Annotated in this window: 19 protein-coding genes and 1 pseudogene; 1 reads left to right on the plus strand and 19 read right to left on the minus strand. The window is 39.9% G+C overall.

Going from position 1 to position 15905, the window contains the following annotated elements; genetic code table 11:
* Nucleotides 1-31 precede the first annotated feature (31 nt).
* From celB to ACTW1R_RS12790, 4 genes are read right to left on the minus strand one after another with little or no spacing between them, the layout of a single operon-like run.
* Nucleotides 32-1384: a PTS cellobiose transporter subunit IIC gene (gene celB / locus ACTW1R_RS12775; protein ID WP_005228585.1), complete on the minus strand. Its 1353-nt coding sequence runs from the start codon at nucleotides 1382-1384 to the stop codon at nucleotides 32-34.
* On the minus strand, nucleotides 1377-1895 hold the full coding sequence (locus ACTW1R_RS12780) for a hypothetical protein (protein ID WP_142973388.1): 519 nt from the start codon (nucleotides 1893-1895) through the stop codon (nucleotides 1377-1379). The genes celB and ACTW1R_RS12780 overlap by 8 nt, the downstream gene beginning before the upstream one ends.
* Nucleotides 1885-2241 (minus strand): PTS lactose/cellobiose transporter subunit IIA, encoded by a 357-nt coding sequence (locus ACTW1R_RS12785; RefSeq protein WP_010749836.1) that lies wholly within the window; start codon nucleotides 2239-2241, stop codon nucleotides 1885-1887. The genes ACTW1R_RS12780 and ACTW1R_RS12785 overlap by 11 nt, the downstream gene beginning before the upstream one ends.
* 13 nt (nucleotides 2242-2254) lie before the next feature.
* Complete coding sequence (locus ACTW1R_RS12790) at nucleotides 2255-2590, minus strand: PTS cellobiose transporter subunit IIB (RefSeq protein WP_010749837.1); 336 nt, start codon at nucleotides 2588-2590, stop codon at nucleotides 2255-2257.
* Nucleotides 2591-2845: 255 nt separating this feature from the next.
* On the opposite strand from ACTW1R_RS12790, the gene ACTW1R_RS12795 reads away from it, so the two are divergent.
* Entirely contained in the window at nucleotides 2846-3166 is a 321-nt protein-coding gene (locus ACTW1R_RS12795; protein WP_005228576.1) for a helix-turn-helix domain-containing protein, read from the plus strand.
* 123 nt (nucleotides 3167-3289) lie between these two features.
* Here ACTW1R_RS12795 and ACTW1R_RS12800 read toward each other — a convergent pair whose 3' ends face one another.
* The 15 genes and pseudogenes from ACTW1R_RS12800 to ACTW1R_RS12870 all read right to left on the minus strand — a co-directional run bounded on the left by ACTW1R_RS12800 (nucleotide 3290) and on the right by ACTW1R_RS12870 (nucleotide 15894).
* Nucleotides 3290-3970 carry an amino acid ABC transporter permease gene (locus ACTW1R_RS12800; protein ID WP_005228575.1) on the minus strand — a complete coding sequence of 227 codons (681 nt, stop codon included), beginning with the start codon at nucleotides 3968-3970 and terminating at the stop codon, nucleotides 3290-3292.
* Nucleotides 3970-4821 carry a transporter substrate-binding domain-containing protein gene (locus ACTW1R_RS12805; protein WP_271813984.1) on the minus strand — a complete coding sequence of 284 codons (852 nt, stop codon included), beginning with the start codon at nucleotides 4819-4821 and terminating at the stop codon, nucleotides 3970-3972. Before ACTW1R_RS12805 ends, ACTW1R_RS12800 begins: the two co-directional genes overlap by 1 nt.
* 12 nt (nucleotides 4822-4833) lie before the next feature.
* Nucleotides 4834-6285: an amidase gene (locus ACTW1R_RS12810; protein WP_271813983.1), complete on the minus strand. Its 1452-nt coding sequence runs from the start codon at nucleotides 6283-6285 to the stop codon at nucleotides 4834-4836.
* 259 nt (nucleotides 6286-6544) lie between these two features.
* Complete coding sequence (locus ACTW1R_RS12815) at nucleotides 6545-7387, minus strand: DUF368 domain-containing protein (protein ID WP_489927289.1); 843 nt, start codon at nucleotides 7385-7387, stop codon at nucleotides 6545-6547.
* Nucleotides 7388-7509: 122 nt separating this feature from the next.
* The gene (locus ACTW1R_RS12820) at nucleotides 7510-8019 is read right to left on the minus strand and encodes a GNAT family N-acetyltransferase (RefSeq protein ID WP_015510214.1); all 510 of its coding nucleotides are present in this window, start codon (nucleotides 8017-8019) and stop codon (nucleotides 7510-7512) included.
* 113 nt (nucleotides 8020-8132) lie between these two features.
* Entirely contained in the window at nucleotides 8133-8759 is a 627-nt protein-coding gene (locus tag ACTW1R_RS12825; protein ID WP_271813982.1) for a glycosyltransferase family 32 protein, read from the minus strand.
* A 176-nt stretch (nucleotides 8760-8935) separates the two neighbouring features.
* Complete coding sequence (locus tag ACTW1R_RS12830) at nucleotides 8936-10039, minus strand: alpha-hydroxy-acid oxidizing protein (protein ID WP_128488358.1); 1104 nt, start codon at nucleotides 10037-10039, stop codon at nucleotides 8936-8938.
* A 151-nt stretch (nucleotides 10040-10190) separates the two neighbouring features.
* Nucleotides 10191-10607, minus strand: a pseudogene (locus tag ACTW1R_RS12835) (NUDIX hydrolase).
* A gap of 411 nt (nucleotides 10608-11018) precedes the next feature.
* Nucleotides 11019-12074, minus strand: coding sequence for a hypothetical protein (locus tag ACTW1R_RS12840; protein WP_489927290.1), 1056 nt, complete (start codon nucleotides 12072-12074; stop codon nucleotides 11019-11021).
* Nucleotides 12075-12297: 223 nt separating this feature from the next.
* Nucleotides 12298-12612, minus strand: a complete 315-nt coding sequence (locus ACTW1R_RS12845; protein WP_002331591.1) for a hypothetical protein — start codon at nucleotides 12610-12612, stop codon at nucleotides 12298-12300.
* Between the two features lie 76 nt (nucleotides 12613-12688).
* On the minus strand, nucleotides 12689-13183 hold the full coding sequence (locus tag ACTW1R_RS12850) for a hypothetical protein (protein WP_002340436.1): 495 nt from the start codon (nucleotides 13181-13183) through the stop codon (nucleotides 12689-12691).
* The gene (locus ACTW1R_RS12855) at nucleotides 13176-13490 is read right to left on the minus strand and encodes a hypothetical protein (RefSeq protein WP_002340435.1); all 315 of its coding nucleotides are present in this window, start codon (nucleotides 13488-13490) and stop codon (nucleotides 13176-13178) included. Before ACTW1R_RS12855 ends, ACTW1R_RS12850 begins: the two co-directional genes overlap by 8 nt.
* A 215-nt stretch (nucleotides 13491-13705) precedes the next feature.
* A complete protein-coding gene (locus ACTW1R_RS12860; RefSeq protein ID WP_002321375.1) occupies nucleotides 13706-15097 on the minus strand; it encodes a relaxase/mobilization nuclease domain-containing protein in 1392 nt (463 codons plus the stop codon).
* Entirely contained in the window at nucleotides 15082-15693 is a 612-nt protein-coding gene (locus tag ACTW1R_RS12865; protein WP_002321374.1) for a plasmid mobilization protein, read from the minus strand. The genes ACTW1R_RS12860 and ACTW1R_RS12865 overlap by 16 nt, the downstream gene beginning before the upstream one ends.
* Nucleotides 15694-15696: 3 nt before the next feature.
* Nucleotides 15697-15894 (minus strand): hypothetical protein, encoded by a 198-nt coding sequence (locus ACTW1R_RS12870; RefSeq protein WP_002331596.1) that lies wholly within the window; start codon nucleotides 15892-15894, stop codon nucleotides 15697-15699.
* Between the last annotated feature and the right edge of the window lie 11 nt (nucleotides 15895-15905).

Here is a 15905-nt window from a genome sequence, read left to right on the forward strand (position 1 = left end):
TAGCTACTTGCTGTTTTCCCAACTGCTCGTCTTATGCGGCTTCTTGTTCTTCTTTCAGCAATTTTGTGTCATAAAACTTCGCAAATGGAAAATAGATCAAGAAAGAAACAACTGCACAAACAATGGCAACGACGCCTGCACGCCAGTCTCCACCGGTGCCAATAAAGCCACCAAGTCCAACGGGTGTTGGGAAAGGAATATTGGCGATCATGGGACGAATCAATTCCATCCTTGTGGCAAAATACGCGATCGTGGCGGATGCCATCGGTGCTAACAAGAAAGGAATTGCTAAATAAGGATTATAGATGATCGGCACGCCGAAAATGATCGGTTCATTGATATTGAAAATCGACGGGACGATGGCAGCTCTTCCTAATACTTTCATCTGTTTCGATTTAGCAATGTAGATCATAAATAAGGTAAAACCAAGAGTTGCTCCCGAACCACCTAATGTCACGTACCCGTTGGTAAATTGGCCTGCTAATGGGAAACTCGCCCCTTCAACATTGGCAGCTAAATTAGCTAACATGATCGGGGTAATCAGTGGACTAATGATATTGAATCCATGAATCCCTACCAACCACAAGGCATGTGCGAGGAAGTAAATCACCATGATTCCCAACCAGCTATCCGTAAGGTGGGTAACAAACCCGAACGGAATTGCTACTAGTTGAAAAATATCCGTCCCTAAAACCACTAAAACACCATTGATGGTCAGAACCACGACTGCTACCACAAAGGCTGGTATCAGTGCCGTAAAACTACGAGCCACACCTTCAGGCACTTCTTCAGGCATTTTGATGACCCAGTTGTTTTTTACACAGAGACGATACAGCTGAACGGCAACGACCGCCATCACGATCCCAGTGAAAATACCAACAGTTCCTAAACGTGCGACCCCATCGGCACCAATCAACCAACCATTGATCAGCCCTTCTTCCACATCATTCATCCGTGTCATTTTTCCGCCGTCAAAAACAAGCTGAGGAATCGACATCAATGTAGCAAAAACACCTAACAACGCCCCATTGATCGGCGTCAGGTCGAGATTTTCCTCGACTTGAATGATCTTGGAATACTCATAGCCCAGAACGATACAAAAATATAATGCCAATAACCCCATGGTCGTACTATTTGCTAACATATACAAATCACTAAAATTCAAAAAAGTCGCTTCAAAAAAGTCAGCTAAAAACGGAAACGTAATCGGTAAAATGTTGAATACTAAAAACATTGAGCCTACGATCGTAAAAGGAATCGACGCCATCCCTGCCGCCATGATGCTACGAACGATTTTGTATTGGGAAATCTTTCCCATCGGACCCATTACTGCTTTTTCCAAAAGTTGAAATAGTTTATTGTTCGATTCTGTCAAATCAATCACCCTTTCTTTCTATCTCTTCAAATTCGCGTATCCATTGCCAATGTCGGTCTTCATTGCGAAAAATTTTCTTCAGTTTTCTGATACCACTCCATGCAAAGACGCCACTTATCCAGAGAACTATGCGAACATACTCGGTACTTTGCGAGGTGAAATAGGGGAAAATAACTTCTGTCACTCCAAAAAAAGTCAATAAAAAAAGAATGGCCATTGTCCCCATTTGAAGGCGTAAATACCAAGTTGTAAAAAAGAGTTGCTTGGAAACGATGGTTGCGTGGTGTCCATATAAGCGGATAAACTCACTGATCGATCCCATTGAAAACAGCAACAGGCTCAGTGGAACCACGCGCAGCCATTGCCCTGCCAAAGAAGCAGCCAACAGCCAATATAGGTTAAAAAAGAAAAAGAATGCCACTAAGTATCGCAATAGCAACAGACGTTGAAAATAGAGATTTTTCTTCGTCAGTTTTTGCGACGCATCTCTTTGAGCAACTTTTGCTTGCTTACTCGCCATCTGCACTCCTGCATTGGATCGCTTCTTCAAGGCTACTCATTTTTTGATAAATCCCTAGCATTTCTAGTGCAACTTCTCTGAGGGTCATGGTTGTCATCAAATGATCTTGTGCATGGATCAACAAGATATCGCAGGTAAATGAAGTCCCTGAAGCATATTCTTGCAGCATTTTTGACTGGATGCGGTGGGCTTTGACTAATGAATCATTGGCTGTGTCCAACAACTCTTGCGCTTCTTGACAACTGCTGATTCGCATCTGTTCAAAGGCTTGATGAATCATCGTGCGGGCATCACCGCTTGCTAAAATAAGTTCAAAGGATATTTCTTGAATTTTTTCACTATCCATAGCCTACCTCCATTTATTTCGCACTTTTCTCTAATGCAATGCTTTCTTTGACTAGCTGTGCTAATTTCTCGATCCCGATCGGTATCGGAATATATGCTTGCGGGGGAATATTCACGATTGGTTTGCCGTATTTATCGGCGCTTTTCTTTAAATTGGCAAAATGCATTTTCGTTTGCGGGCTAACTAAATATAAATCATACTCATCCTTAGCGATCGTAGCGATCCCCTCTGAAGCAGAGATGGCATCGATCCTCACTGACCAGCCTTCTGTGGTTAAAAAGCTTGTTCCTTTTTTAGCGATCAACGATGAAGACATGCCTGCTGCACAAATTATCAATACTTTTTTCATTTCACTTCCTCCTTTTATGAAACGCTTCCATTTCGGTGCATCTATTCCTTTCTTCTACCCTCCTTCATGCTATAAAAAATCCTTGAGAACGATTCACTATCTGCTGATTCTTACAGGTAGTAATCCTTCTTCACATAAATAGTATTACATATCGAGTACTTTGTAAATGCAATAAAACTCTATTAGTGATATAAAACATTAATTTCTTTCTGCTTCTATCGTGTCATAGTAGAATAATTTTGTGGAGGGGATTTCATGTTTAAAGATCGTTTAAGACAGTTGCGGAAAACGCGATCTGGTTTAACACAAGCAAAAATGGCAAAATATTTAGGAATCGCCAAAACAACCTATGCTTCGTATGAGCAAGGCAATCGGATGCCCGATATTGAGATCCAAAAAGAACTTGCTGATTACTTCAATGTCAGTCTCGATTATTTGCATGGACGTCCGAATGATTTGGAAGCCCTCTCTATGAAACAGATTCGTGTGGCTTCAAGAATCAATGAGGACTTTACTGAATATCAACTATCTGAAATCATTACCTTTATCGAATTCATAAAAAACCGCCCAGAGTAAACGGTACTCTTCTGCCTTTTTTCTCTGGCTAACTTGTGGTGCTGCTTCATTACCTAAAAAAAAACTGCTGTCAATGTCTCACAAGGAAACATTGACAGCAGCTGAAGAGCCTCGGCTCTTTTTTTATTGTCTTACAGCCTCATTAGCGGCAAAGCGTTTTGAAAAATGTTGTTCTAATCGCTTTTGCCCGGCTTCAATCAAAATGCACAACAGCCAATAGATGATGGCAACTAGCACATACATGGACATGTAATCAAAGGTTCGTCCGCCAACGATCTTAGCTTTTTGAAAAATATCAGGAATCGTGATCATTGCTGCCAAGGAGGTTCCTTTCAACAAATCCATTGCCACATTACTCAATGCCGGTACAGAAATACGAAAGGCTTGCGGCAAAATAATCAGACGCATCGTTTTCGTAAAGGATAACCCTAACGCATAGGCAGCATCAAATTGCCCACGATCCACACCCGCAATTGATCCTCGGTAGATTTCTCCGATAAATGCGCTGCTGGTCAATGTAAAACAGATGATCGCAGCACTAAGCGCCGACAATTGATAAGGCAAGCCAAAATACAATAGGAACAACAAGACCAACGCTGGGACGCCTCTTAAAAATGAGAGGTAGCCCCGCACGAACCCTCTAATGATGGGGTTTTCCAGCATCCCTAAGAAGGTGAGCATGATCCCTAATACGTTGCCTCCTAGAAACGAAACGACAGCAATGCCGACCGTATAGGACAAGCCCGACAGCAAATAGGGCAATGACTCCCACATCAACGGCAAATCAAGGGTTGGAATATACATTAGTCTGTTTCAACCGTTTGGATCGCTTGATCAGATTTTACTGAAATATCGGTTTGAAAATACGTTTCCGCAAGTTCTTTTAAACGGCCGTCTTCTTTCATTTCTGCTAAAACAGCATCCACTTTTTCCTGCAATGCTTGATGATCTTTCACAAATAAGAAGCCCGTTTCATTCGGATTAAAGTAGACATCTTCTAAAATTTTAACAGGGATATCTGGCAAAGCAGCAACCGCCATTTTTTGCAAATAGTAATCATTCAAGATCACATCCGTTCGACCATTCGCAACATCTGTCAAATACTGATCATTCGTTGCGTTGTCGTAAGTCACTAATTCTGCCCCATAGGATTCGGCTAAGCGCATGTAGCTGGTATTCGGTTCACCAGCAGCTTTTTTGCCATCCAAATCTTCTAAAGAAGCAATCCCAGAGTCATCACTTTTACGCACGATCATACTATCGAACGAGTATTTAATAGGCGTTGAAAGACTGAATTTTTCCGCCCGTTCATCCGTCAAACCAAAATCGTTGGCAGCAAAATCGGCTTCTCCACGTGTTAAAGAAGAAACTTGTCCATCGACATTGTACTCTTTAAATGTGATCTCTACGCCTAATCGCTTGGCGACTTCTTTTGCCACATCGACATCATAGCCCACTAATTCATTTTCATCGTTATAGTAAGACGATGGATACAAGGTTCCCGAAGTAGCAACAACCAATGTTTTGGCTTCTTCCACCTTGCTTAAACTGGTGTCTTCTTCCGTTGGTTTGCTGCAGGCACTTAACAAGACTCCCGCAAATAAACCGAAAAAGCCAACCATTGCAACGATTTTCCCATTTCTAACTTGTTTCATAATATCCTCCTCTTAGTCTCCTTGTTTTGGCAACAGAAATCGTTGCTGTGTTTCAAATAAATAGCCGACTTGGAAAAGTAGATCTTCTCTGCCTTTAGACGCCATAAATTGGATCCCTAGCGGCAACCCTTCCTCACTAAGAGCAGTTGGCAAGCTGATGGCTGGCTGCCCCGTTAAGTTGGCTAATTGAGTGTAAGGTGTCAGAGCATAGCTCTTGGCAAACATTTCTTCGATCAACTCACCCGCAGCACTTTTTCCAAGCGATTCGATCTCATGCAGTCTTTGGCGAATGCTATCGCTTTGTAAGTCTTCCTCGATCAAAGGGGCTGGAAAAGCCGTCGTCGGGGTCAAAAAGAGATCATAGGTTGAAAAGACTTCTTCCATTTTTTCTGCCAGCTGATCCCACCACTGCAAGGCAAGGACGTAATCGGCGGCAGGCAGTTTTTTGCCATATTGGTAAAGTGCCCAGGTCATCAATTCCATCTCTTCCCGTCTGACCGGTACTTGACGAGCAGCATCGATCTCAGCAAACATCGCAGCTGTTTCGCCGCCATTCATGGCGTAATAGGTGGTCATCATTTGCTGACCATCCACTGGATAGCCCACTTCAACGACTTCATGCCCCTGCTTTTCTAAAAATGCGGCTGCACTTTGGACTGCTTGGATGGCAGTTTCAGACACTTGGCCATCGGTCGGCGATGCGGTAGTAAAAGCAACCTTCAACCGCGGTTTTTGACTCGCTTGCTGATGATGCCATTCTACTTGCGGTGCCTGATAAGGGGCTGTCGGCTGTGACGTCCGCAACGCATAAAACAACTGTTCCGTATCACGCATGGAAAGCGTCAACGCAAAGTTGATGGAAGCGCCTTGCCAGCTACGCCATTCACTAGGACCCACTGGCATCGTACCACGGGTTGGCTTCAAACCGATCAATCCGCTAAAGGATGCTGGAATGCGGATCGATCCGCCGCCATCACTGGCACCCGCAATCGGAAACATCCCCGAAGCCACTGCCGCTGCCGCACCACCACTGGAACCACCAGCTGAATAGGCAGGATTCCACGGATTACGTGTAGGCCCATACAATGTTGGATCAGTGATATTTTTGAATCCAAATTCTGGTGCATTGGTTTGCCCTAACGGCACAAAGCCTGCCTCTTCTAAACGAGAGACAAAATGAGCCGTGCGGCTGGCTCGTGCATTTGCAAACAGTTTGGCTCCTGACGTTGCTGGCCACCCTGCTTTGGTTTGGCCGAGTATTTTTAACGGCATGGGTTGTCCCCCAAAAACCGTTTTTTGAAGATGCTGCTCGTAATGCTGGATCGCTGCTTGCGGATCAAATGTTACAAGCGCATTCAAAAGCGGATTTTGTTGATTGACTTTTTCTTCGATCATCGCCACCCGCTCTGCAAAACTGATTTTTCCTTGCCGCAATTGTTCCGCCCAATAGGTCGCATCTTGCATGCTTGCCCCTCCTTTTTCTCAAAACCTCAAACAATTATCTATGCTGTAACACACGAAAAAATCTTCTTTATATAGACTACAATATACCAAACACTAGGAAATCTTTCAACAAAAATAGAACAGTTCTCAAACCTGTATTATATCATTATCAAACATTCCCATATTTTTTACTACCAGCTGTCGACCAACGCTTCTTCTTAGCTGCCCGAATCATTACCTAACAAAAACGGCACATCGCCAAACGATGTGCCGTTTTGATTTACTTGTATTTTTCTTCCAGCTTGCTCATCCAAAGACCTAACCAAGCCCCCAAGACAAACAAGATAATTCCGATGACAGCCGTTACCCAAGTAAAGCCGCTATAGTTTGCCACCGGAGGAATCACGATCAATATCGTTGAGGCAATAACGATCCCTAAAATGAAGTGATAGACTTTTGAATGATAATGGGTCAATAGCCACTCCATCAATTTCGAAAACAGCAGCATCACTGCCAAACCGCCAATGGCGATCGGTAGAAAGACCCCCATGATGTCAAAGCTCTTAAAGCCTTTCAACATCGGATCATAAAGGCCCAGAACGAGCAAAAGGTTTGAAGGACTCAAGCCGGGAACCAAAACACCTAACGCGATCAGACCGCCGGCGATCACAAAACCTATGAAATTGGCAGGGATCGTTCCTAAGATATCGCCCATAAAATAGAGGAACAAGAAGCCGATGACCATACTGCCGAAGAACCAAAGCAGGTCGCCGGTTGTCCGTTTGCTTTTCAAGGTCGATTCTTTAGTAAGTGCTGGTAACGTCCCAATAATTGCCCCCGCAAAGCCCCACAAAACGATGATTTGATAGTTTTGCAGCAGCCACTCTAATGGCTTTGATAAAAGCCCGATCCCTACGATTCCCCCGATCCCTACTGGTAGGAAAAAGAGGAGATTCTCTTTAAAATTCTTCGTGAGATGTGCCATAAAGCGCAGCATCCGCTCATAAATGCCTAAGATGGCTGCCAATACGCCACCTGAAACACCAGGCAAGATAAAGCCCAAGGCAATCACCACGCCTTTAAGAAAACGTGACAAAATACTTTCGTTTCTCTGTTTTTCCATTTACAATTGCTCTCCTTAGCGATGGTTTTCACCAATCGTTCTTTTTTCATCAATCCCTTTAACTATACTTGATTGCCAAAAAAATGGAAAGTAATTTCTAATTCCTCATACAAAGGCAGATTTCAAAGTTCTTTCAGCATCAAGAAATCCGTCTGCTCATCATCCCCCATAAAAAAGGAGTGACTGCCAACTCTTTCAAAGCCCATCGTATGATAAAAAGCCAACGCATTGTCGTTAAATTCCCAAACACCTAACCAGATCGACTTTTTCTGCAGCTCTTTAGCGGTCTCTTGGGCAAACAGCAGCAGTGTTTTGCCATAGCCTCTGCGCTTATGTTCTTTTTTAATATAGATTCGTTCAATTTCCAACCCCTCTGGGGCAATCGCTTCCGTCTGTGCCTCACCCCAGTTAAGTTTGATATATCCTACGGTTTGATCATTTTCTTGTAAAAAATAAAACGCCGATTGCGGATTTTCTAACTCTCGGGTTAGTTTCGGCAGATTGTAGGCTTCTTCTAGATAGATACGAGTATTTTCCTCCGTATTGAAAGGAGCAAATGTATCGTAATAGGTGGATACGCTGATTTCTCCCAATTCTTCTAAATCTGCCAAAGTACATCGTTTGATAGCCATCAAAACGCCTCCTCATTTTTTCAAGCTATTCTATCACATCTCCATCATCCCTTGCAAAAGCAAAAAGGACGGACAGCTTTCCCCACTGTCCGTCCTTTCATAGACTTACTCTTTTATAACCAAGAGCCAGAAAACTGATGGATCACCATCGTACTCGGATCTTCCTCGACCTCACCAGTGACATAGCTTTTTGGTGAAAACGTCATTTGCGGGAAGATTTCTACACCCTTAACGGTTTGTCGTTGATTATTCAATTCTAATCCGTGGTTTTGCAACAGTTCTGTCACTCGGATCACATTGGTGACGACATCCTCCGTTTTTTCTGCCCGGACAAATTTTCGGTCATCGTAATCGTGGTACCATTCTTCCATAAAGGGATGATGCGGCACCGCTCCAATGATCCCAGTAGAAATCTTGGTTTCGATCTCAAAGCCCATAAATGCCTCCAGTGTCAAGAGCTCATCTAAAGGTTTGACCACCTCGATATCGGTATCCATATAAATACCGCCTTCTGTCACTAATGCATACAAACGAACCACATCTGACACAAAGGCCCATTCTTCTTGGTCATAGGCCTCTTTTAGATAAGGACCGAATTTTGAAAGGTCGATCGTTGATTCATCCCAACGTTTGATCTCATAATCCGGACAATATTTTTTCCAGGTATCCATGTATTTCTTTTCTTGTTCACCTAATGGATTGCCGCCAAACCAGCAATAATGAATAATTTTTGGAATCATCAATCTCTCTCCTTTAGTTTATTGGTCTCTTTTAAGTGTAGCTGATTTTGCAATTGTTTCAAAATCATATACACTTTTTTCAGCGAAAGCAGTTGTTCCTGCTCCTGGGCATGATCAGAAAAATCCATTAAAAAAGCACCAGAATCAGCGATTCTAGCACCTTTTTGAGGGATTACTTATAAATAGCGATTGTCCCGTAAAACGGCTTTTTTGATGTCTGCCACCGTTTGCGTCCCCGCAAGCTGCATGACCATCTCCAATTCTTTTTTGAAGAAATCAAAGACTTGTTGAACACCAGTGGCACCACCTAGAGCCAACCCATAGATCACTGGGCGGCCGATCGCCACTAGATCAGCTCCGCAAGCGATCGCTTTAAAGACATGCTGTCCTCGCCGTACCCCGCTATCAAAGACGATCGGTGCCCGACCTGCCACTGCTTCAGCCACGATCTGCAAGGAATCAAAGGAAGCTGGACCACCATCCAATTGGCGTCCCCCGTGATTTGAGACCCAAATCCCTCGTGCACCTGCCCCTAAAGCTCGTTCCACATCTTCTTCTGATTGCACCCCTTTGACATAAACTGGTAAATCAGATTCTTTGGCGATAAAAGCGACATCCTGGGGACTTAATTTTTGTTTTGAGGAGCCGTAAACGGCATCCATCGTTTGTCCGATCCCTGATTGATAGGCCTGAACGATCGGCATTGCCAAAGGAAAGGTGAAGCCATTGCGGCGATCCGTTTCTCGATTGCCCCCAACAGTTGCATCTGCGGTCAAAACGATCGCTTTGGCGCCATTGCGTTTTGCCATCGCCAAGATGTCTTTATTGATGCCATCGTCTTTACTCATATAAAATTGGAACCACTGCGGCGCTTCTTGACCACCAGCTGCTCGGATTTCTTCCAACGTACAAGAGGCATACGAACTCGCCGTATAGATCGTGCCAAAACGTGACACACCTTTGGCTGACGCTTGTTCTGCCGCAACATTTGCTAAGCCGTGGGCGGCAACAGGCGCCATAATGATTGGCGCTGACAACGTATCGCCGCCAAAGGACAACGTTGTGTCCGGTAATTCAATGTCCTTTAAGACATGAGGAATGATCAATTTGTGATTGAAGGCGCGTTCATTTTCTTGATAGGTAAAAATATCTCCCGCACCACTGCTGATATAGCCATACCCACCTTTAGGAATCACTTCCTCTGCCGCGATCTCCAAATCGCGCATATTGATAAAATCGATTGCTCCTTCTGCGGTACTTGCTTGATAGATTTTTTCCATGCCTTTCCCTACTCTCCAATAAGATAACGTTTACATTTTCATCCTACCCCTGATTGCAGGATCACGCAACTCATTCGCTCACTCCTACTCAACACGCTGCTTTTACTTTTCCACTCAAGACAGCCCTCCATTTGAGTGGGCTGAATTATTTTTATGTTCGTGAGAAATATTCTGCCAACAACAACGGCTGAATCGTTGGATATGTCCAGTTGGCAGGCGGCTCTGCCATTACATAGATTGCTTCGATTTCTGAGGTCAATTCATCCTGCAAGTCCGTGATCTGGGCTTCAAACACCAAGCCGTAATCGGTCTCCCCGTTTTTTTCTACACCATAGATAAATAACGGTTCTAGGGTAAAGTGCTTGGCGCCTGTTTCTTCTTTTCATTCACGGGCGGCACACTCTGTGATGCTTTCTCCTAGTTCTCGCTTGCCTCCAGGGATCTCCAAGGTGTCTCGTTCTTTGTGTTTGACATAGACGAACTTTTCTTGGTACTTGCTGATGATCACGGCAAAAACTAGCTGCTCTTCTGCGATCTTTTCAAGCTCGAATATCGTTACGTTACTCATTTTTCTCATTCCTTTCAAAAAAGCAGACATGCTTCTATAATAAACAGTCGTTAAATCAAAAAAAGTGCTGATCCCTTATGGAAAGGGTCAGCACTTGCAACTTATTACTCTTCTTCTTCCGCCATGAAGTTAAGTCCATTAAAAATAATTGAAGATAGTTGGTATTTCAACGATTTTTGTATACAGTTAATCACTTTATTGATGCTAATTCATCTTGATTGGTATTCTAATCGTATTCAAAAACGTATTCATGTTGCGTGGCGTGCTTTTGATAAGGAAGCTCTAATCTAAACTCTATCCAATATTTTATTTTATTCAGTTACATAATAAAGTTTTATAGCATTCTACAGAAACACATATAATTACACATTAATTACAACAATGATGTGATATTTTTTAGTTTTTGTTAATTTAGTAGGGCCATTGATATCCTCTTTTAAGGCTTTCCTCTGAATCCGTTAGATATTTAATAATATTCTTATAACCTAATTTCTTCATAGTGACAATAACTAACTTGTTAAGCTCCCATGCAATTTTACGCCCGTTTAGAGCTTCGCTTTCAGTCAATCTATAGCCTGAATGTACAACTTTATTTCGCAAAGAATAAACCTCTGTCCAGTATTTATAAGCAATAGAATCTTTATTTTCGATATCAAAAAGCAAACCATTCTTGGTGAGGTACGGACCTAAATGTTGTGTCAATATGTTCTTATATGCTATTTGAGGTATATTGTCTATTTTGTCTTGTGGCTTCCCTTGACGAATAAAAATTTCCTTAACCATTGCATACATCAATCTCTCGATACAAGCATGGATTTTTAAAAAACCTGAATGAAAAGAACCTATTTTATAGAGATTACTGGCCTCCGAGAATAATACTGCCAAATCAAAGTATGGATTCTGATTTAAGTTTTCTACCAGAGTTACCAAATCACGCCGTTCTTCTGAAGAGAGTAGAACATGCTCTCGCTCAAGATTCGCAAAATGAAAATTCATGAGAAGTTTTGCCTCAAGATTTTTTTCGTTAAATTTCGATTTTCTACAGATCCAAACAGGTAAACCTGCTGGTAATTCATAACGATTAATTAGTGTAAAGTCTTCATATTTAAATCTTGCAATTAGAACTTTTATGATATTGTTTAGAAAATCCAACGAATCATCGACAGCTTCGCTAATAAGCCTATCTTCATTACTTGGGGTAATACGATCTGGTAATACACTGATAATATCAACTTCTGATGTTACTTTTCCGACTTCTGAATATTCACGGTCAGTATATTTATGTTTGACTTTAAGTCCTTTCCTATTTTTCCTTGAATAAATTCCACCCGACTCATCCAAAGGTAATTGAAAAGGCAAAGCAAATCGAACAATGATAAATCCAGAAGGAGTAAAATTATGTATTTGAATTTTTAAATTTTTATATTCAGCATTTGTAATGTAGCTCATAACCTTTTTTTCTTGCAACTTTCACTTTCTCCTTTAGCAACGCCAGAGTATACTCTATTGTTACATACCTTATTTCTTATTATATCAGTATTTCTCTGTGACACATAAGGGTGTAACATAATTATTTTAAACGAAATGACTACAAGTAGTCATTGAAGCAAATCTCCATAAGACATTTGTAAAATCTTTTAAAAAGAAGCGTCGAAAGAAGGAACTTTTCTTCAACGCTTCTTTTATTGACTCAATTTTCAATATTACTTGAACGAATAATCTGATTTCTAAACTCTCGAAAAACTTCTTGTGGTTGATAATAGTCTGGATCTATTTCAAATGTTTCTGAGAATAATTCATTGAATTTTTCTACTGAAATAATGATTTTACCATTCTTCTCTCGACTGTTTTCTATTATTTCTGCTTCTAATTCAAATAAATCTAGTGACGAACTAAAATCATAAATCCTGTCATATTGAATAAAAAAATCAAGAAAAAGTTGCTCAAACTCTTCCTTATTTATCACTAATGTTTCAAACGGAACAACTTTATTTTCCTCAGCCATTCTCCCAGTTCCCCCACTTCCATTTTCAAAAATCACAAAACTGATATTACCTTAAAAGCTACTGACAAAATAAAACTTATAAAGTAAATGGCAACCCAACTAGGTAACCATTTGCTCTACGTAATACGATTTGGTAATCCTGCATTTCATTCGGTAATTCATAATAGTAATTTATTGTTTCTGCTTTGTCACTTTCAATATACTCTGGATTATCTAATATCATAGCATACTCATAAAGCTCTTCACCATCCTTATTTTCAATCGACCATTGTTGTGGACGTATTGGTTTTTCTGTATCATTTTTAAGTGTATAGGTCACTTGTAATACACGATCATGTTGTGCAAATTCATTTCTTTTTTCGGTCACTTCAATATTTTTAAATGTTAGTTCAACCCCATCTGCCTGATAAGTTTCACCTATTTTTAAATCTATTGTTACAATTTTTATTGGCTTTTCTTCTGGAAAATGTCTGGCTTTAATTGTTAGATAACTTCCAAAAAGAATCAATCCTAGTAGCACTAAAAGAATTCCTTTAACGAGCCACTGAAACGGGAAGTAAACTTTAAACATCTTTTTTCTCCTCCGTTTTGTATTTGTTTTTTAGAGAATACGATAACTTTTGATCAATGTCATCAAGCTTTTCAATTACTTCATTACTTATCATTGATTCTAGTTCTGAAATTTTTTGTTCAAATTTAATGCTTTCAGAATCATTAAATTTATTATTTGATGGACTAGCTAACACTGGTAAATTTGAAACCATAACACGAAACATATTTGCCTTGGAACCAAAAACTCCTTTGTTTTGGTTGTAAAAATTGTTGAATATTTCTTTAGTTTCTTCTGAAGCCGAGACTTTAAAATATGGATAGTTCATTTTTTTCTTCCACCTTTCTTTTTTTGGGAGGGAGTCTGTAGGGAGCTTGCTCCCTCAGAGATTTACCCACCATCTGACTTGCCAGAAAGTAGCCTAGCGTGAGCGGGGCGGATTGACTGGCAAGTAGATGGGTAGCTGGCGTATGTCCTAAAAACTGCTTCTTTCCAAGCAACTCTTCATAGGCAAAAAACTGGAAAGTCCACTAACAAGCCCATTCAGAATTCCATTTCAAAATTTTGTTGCCTTTTTTGCTGATTTTCAATCATTTGTTGTGTGAATTCATAATCCTTTTTAGCACGATACATTTTTACATCGTCATTCATTATGCGACTGATTTGATAGTGAATCTGTTTAGCAGAAGGTGTATGAGAACAATTTTCAAAACCCTTTGCCGGTAGAAATAACTCTTTCTGATCAGTCTTTTTAATAGAAATTGTTTTACTTTTCGCACTACGTAAAGTTTGAGGATTCACATCCGTATGAAGTTTAATCGTGTATTCTTGATCATCTTCTAAAGACATTGTATTTACAAAATGCTTGTCTACCTCTCGCAAGAAGTCATCATATTTAATGAATTTTTCATCGCCTTCACGGTCGCTAAATTGCTTTTGTGCGATGGAATCTAATTCCACAAAAGGTACATTTAACTCACCAGTTTTGTAATTTACTCCACTAATTAGCGACATAACTTGCTCTCTTTCCATATTAAAAAAATTTTTTATATGTGATTCTTCTAAATTCTTTTCAAGTTGTTCAGAAACAGATTCAAATGAATATCTTTTCCCTAACTTTCTTGCACTAAAAGTACGTTCGACATACTGACTTTTTTCTTTTCTAGATTGTTTATCTCTTCCTAAAGTAATTAACTCACCTCTACGCTCATAGAAATTTACACCTTGTTTGTAAAGAACATAGCCAAGTTTGTTATTTGTTTTTGAAAATTGATAAACTTCAATGTTATATTCTTTTGCCAAATGATCCGAAAAATCTTCAAAAGAATTCACTTCGCATTTTTCCAACGTTGCTTCGATCGCATTTTGCACAAACTCTTGATAATTAATTTTTCCATATTTCATCTTAGAAGGATCGTTTGAATAAAGATTGGTTCTCTTTTCTAAGTTTTCATAGTACTCATTATTCACTGATTCAAGACCATGTTCATTGAGGACTTGATCGTTAATTTTTCGCATTAGTTCTAAATCTTTAGGGTCAATACGCAACCTTTTACATGTTTCCATGTTAATATTATTAATGACAAGATGACTATGAAAATGATCTTTATCATTGTGACTTGCAACAATGATTTGCGAATTTGGAAAAGCTTTCTCTGCAAATTCGACAGCTATTTCGTGCATTTTATCAATACTTAACTCTTTAGAAGTACTCTTATCAAACGAATGAATAACATGAAACGCTTGTGCTATATCTTTAGATTTATTCATCTTGGTACGTACTAAATTCATTTCTTGCAGTGCTTCCTCACTATCATCACTACAATTTATTCCTGAGACTGCAACACATTTTTCTTTTTTTGAAGGATTAGCTGCATATTGTAATAGCGAGGATAAATTTTTCTTGCGTCCTTTCGATGTTATAGTAGCTCCCAAAGTTGTTTCACCTCATCTTTTAAACTTGCAATAATCTGAATTGAGTGAATTAAATTCCGATCAACTTTTTGGGAATACTCTTCTTTCGTACCCGGTCTAGTTTGCTTTTCTATCCAATATTCGAAATATTCTTTTTCTACTTCTGATAATTTAAAAAAAGAGGGGGCACTCCGATTGGACTCCAAAAAAATGTCATCTGGATAACTAATCATCAACTTTTTTGCTATGCTATTCGCAAGTTCATCTTTAAAAATGTTGTAACGGCTAGCATCAAAACTAAAATGTAGGCTCTTTTCTTTTTTATCTTCAGATTCTTCTCTAAAATATTTAGCAATGATATTTAATGCCTTTACCGCTTGATTCAAATTGTTACCAATTTGATTTAACTGTTTGGTTAAAACTACCCTATCATCTTCAGCTAACAACGGCGGTTCATATTTGAGTCCCTTTAACCGCTCACGGCAAACGTCTGCTCTAGAAATTCCCCTTTGTTTTGCAATCAATGTCAGTTCAAGATAAGTCTTTTTATCGACACGAAAATTTAAGGCCTCACTATGTTTGCGATTTTTTTCGTACATTTTTTGTTTATCATCCATTGATTATCCCCTCACATTTTTTTCTAGAGAGCAACATTTGAAATTGCTCTCTATTTCATTTTTCATCTTTAATTCTTCTTGAATCATCAGTTCAATATAATTAGTGACCGTGATTTTTTCATTTGTTGCTTTCTTTACTGATTCACATAATTCGTCAAGTTCTAAGAAATCATGTGTACTAATCTGTAGAATTAATTGCATGACAATCACCT

The sequence above is a fragment of the Enterococcus sp. R12 genome, from assembly GCF_058135755.1.

What these genes read in the sequence shown, in the direction of transcription:
- ACTW1R_RS12855 (WP_002340435.1), bottom strand. Translation starts at nt 13,490, where the DNA reads ATGAACTATCCATATTTTAAAGTCTCGGCTTCAGAAGAAACTAAAGAA.
- ACTW1R_RS12845 (WP_002331591.1), bottom strand. Translation starts at nt 12,612, where the DNA reads ATGGCTGAGGAAAATAAAGTTGTTCCGTTTGAAACATTAGTGATAAAT.
- ACTW1R_RS12805 (WP_271813984.1), bottom strand. Translation starts at nt 4,821, where the DNA reads ATGAAACAAGTTAGAAATGGGAAAATCGTTGCAATGGTTGGCTTTTTC.
- ACTW1R_RS12810 (WP_271813983.1), bottom strand. Translation starts at nt 6,285, where the DNA reads ATGCAAGATGCGACCTATTGGGCGGAACAATTGCGGCAAGGAAAAATC.
- ACTW1R_RS12800 (WP_005228575.1), bottom strand. Translation starts at nt 3,970, where the DNA reads ATGTATATTCCAACCCTTGATTTGCCGTTGATGTGGGAGTCATTGCCC.
- ACTW1R_RS12870 (WP_002331596.1), bottom strand. Translation starts at nt 15,894, where the DNA reads ATGCAATTAATTCTACAGATTAGTACACATGATTTCTTAGAACTTGAC.
- ACTW1R_RS12795 (WP_005228576.1), top strand. Translation starts at nt 2,846, where the DNA reads ATGTTTAAAGATCGTTTAAGACAGTTGCGGAAAACGCGATCTGGTTTA.
- ACTW1R_RS12865 (WP_002321374.1), bottom strand. Translation starts at nt 15,693, where the DNA reads ATGGATGATAAACAAAAAATGTACGAAAAAAATCGCAAACATAGTGAG.
- ACTW1R_RS12785 (WP_010749836.1), bottom strand. Translation starts at nt 2,241, where the DNA reads ATGGATAGTGAAAAAATTCAAGAAATATCCTTTGAACTTATTTTAGCA.
- ACTW1R_RS12790 (WP_010749837.1), bottom strand. Translation starts at nt 2,590, where the DNA reads ATGAAAAAAGTATTGATAATTTGTGCAGCAGGCATGTCTTCATCGTTG.
- ACTW1R_RS12780 (WP_142973388.1), bottom strand. Translation starts at nt 1,895, where the DNA reads ATGGCGAGTAAGCAAGCAAAAGTTGCTCAAAGAGATGCGTCGCAAAAA.
- ACTW1R_RS12850 (WP_002340436.1), bottom strand. Translation starts at nt 13,183, where the DNA reads ATGTTTAAAGTTTACTTCCCGTTTCAGTGGCTCGTTAAAGGAATTCTT.
- ACTW1R_RS12825 (WP_271813982.1), bottom strand. Translation starts at nt 8,759, where the DNA reads ATGATTCCAAAAATTATTCATTATTGCTGGTTTGGCGGCAATCCATTA.
- ACTW1R_RS12830 (WP_128488358.1), bottom strand. Translation starts at nt 10,039, where the DNA reads ATGGAAAAAATCTATCAAGCAAGTACCGCAGAAGGAGCAATCGATTTT.
- ACTW1R_RS12815 (WP_489927289.1), bottom strand. Translation starts at nt 7,387, where the DNA reads ATGGAAAAACAGAGAAACGAAAGTATTTTGTCACGTTTTCTTAAAGGC.
- ACTW1R_RS12820 (WP_015510214.1), bottom strand. Translation starts at nt 8,019, where the DNA reads ATGGCTATCAAACGATGTACTTTGGCAGATTTAGAAGAATTGGGAGAA.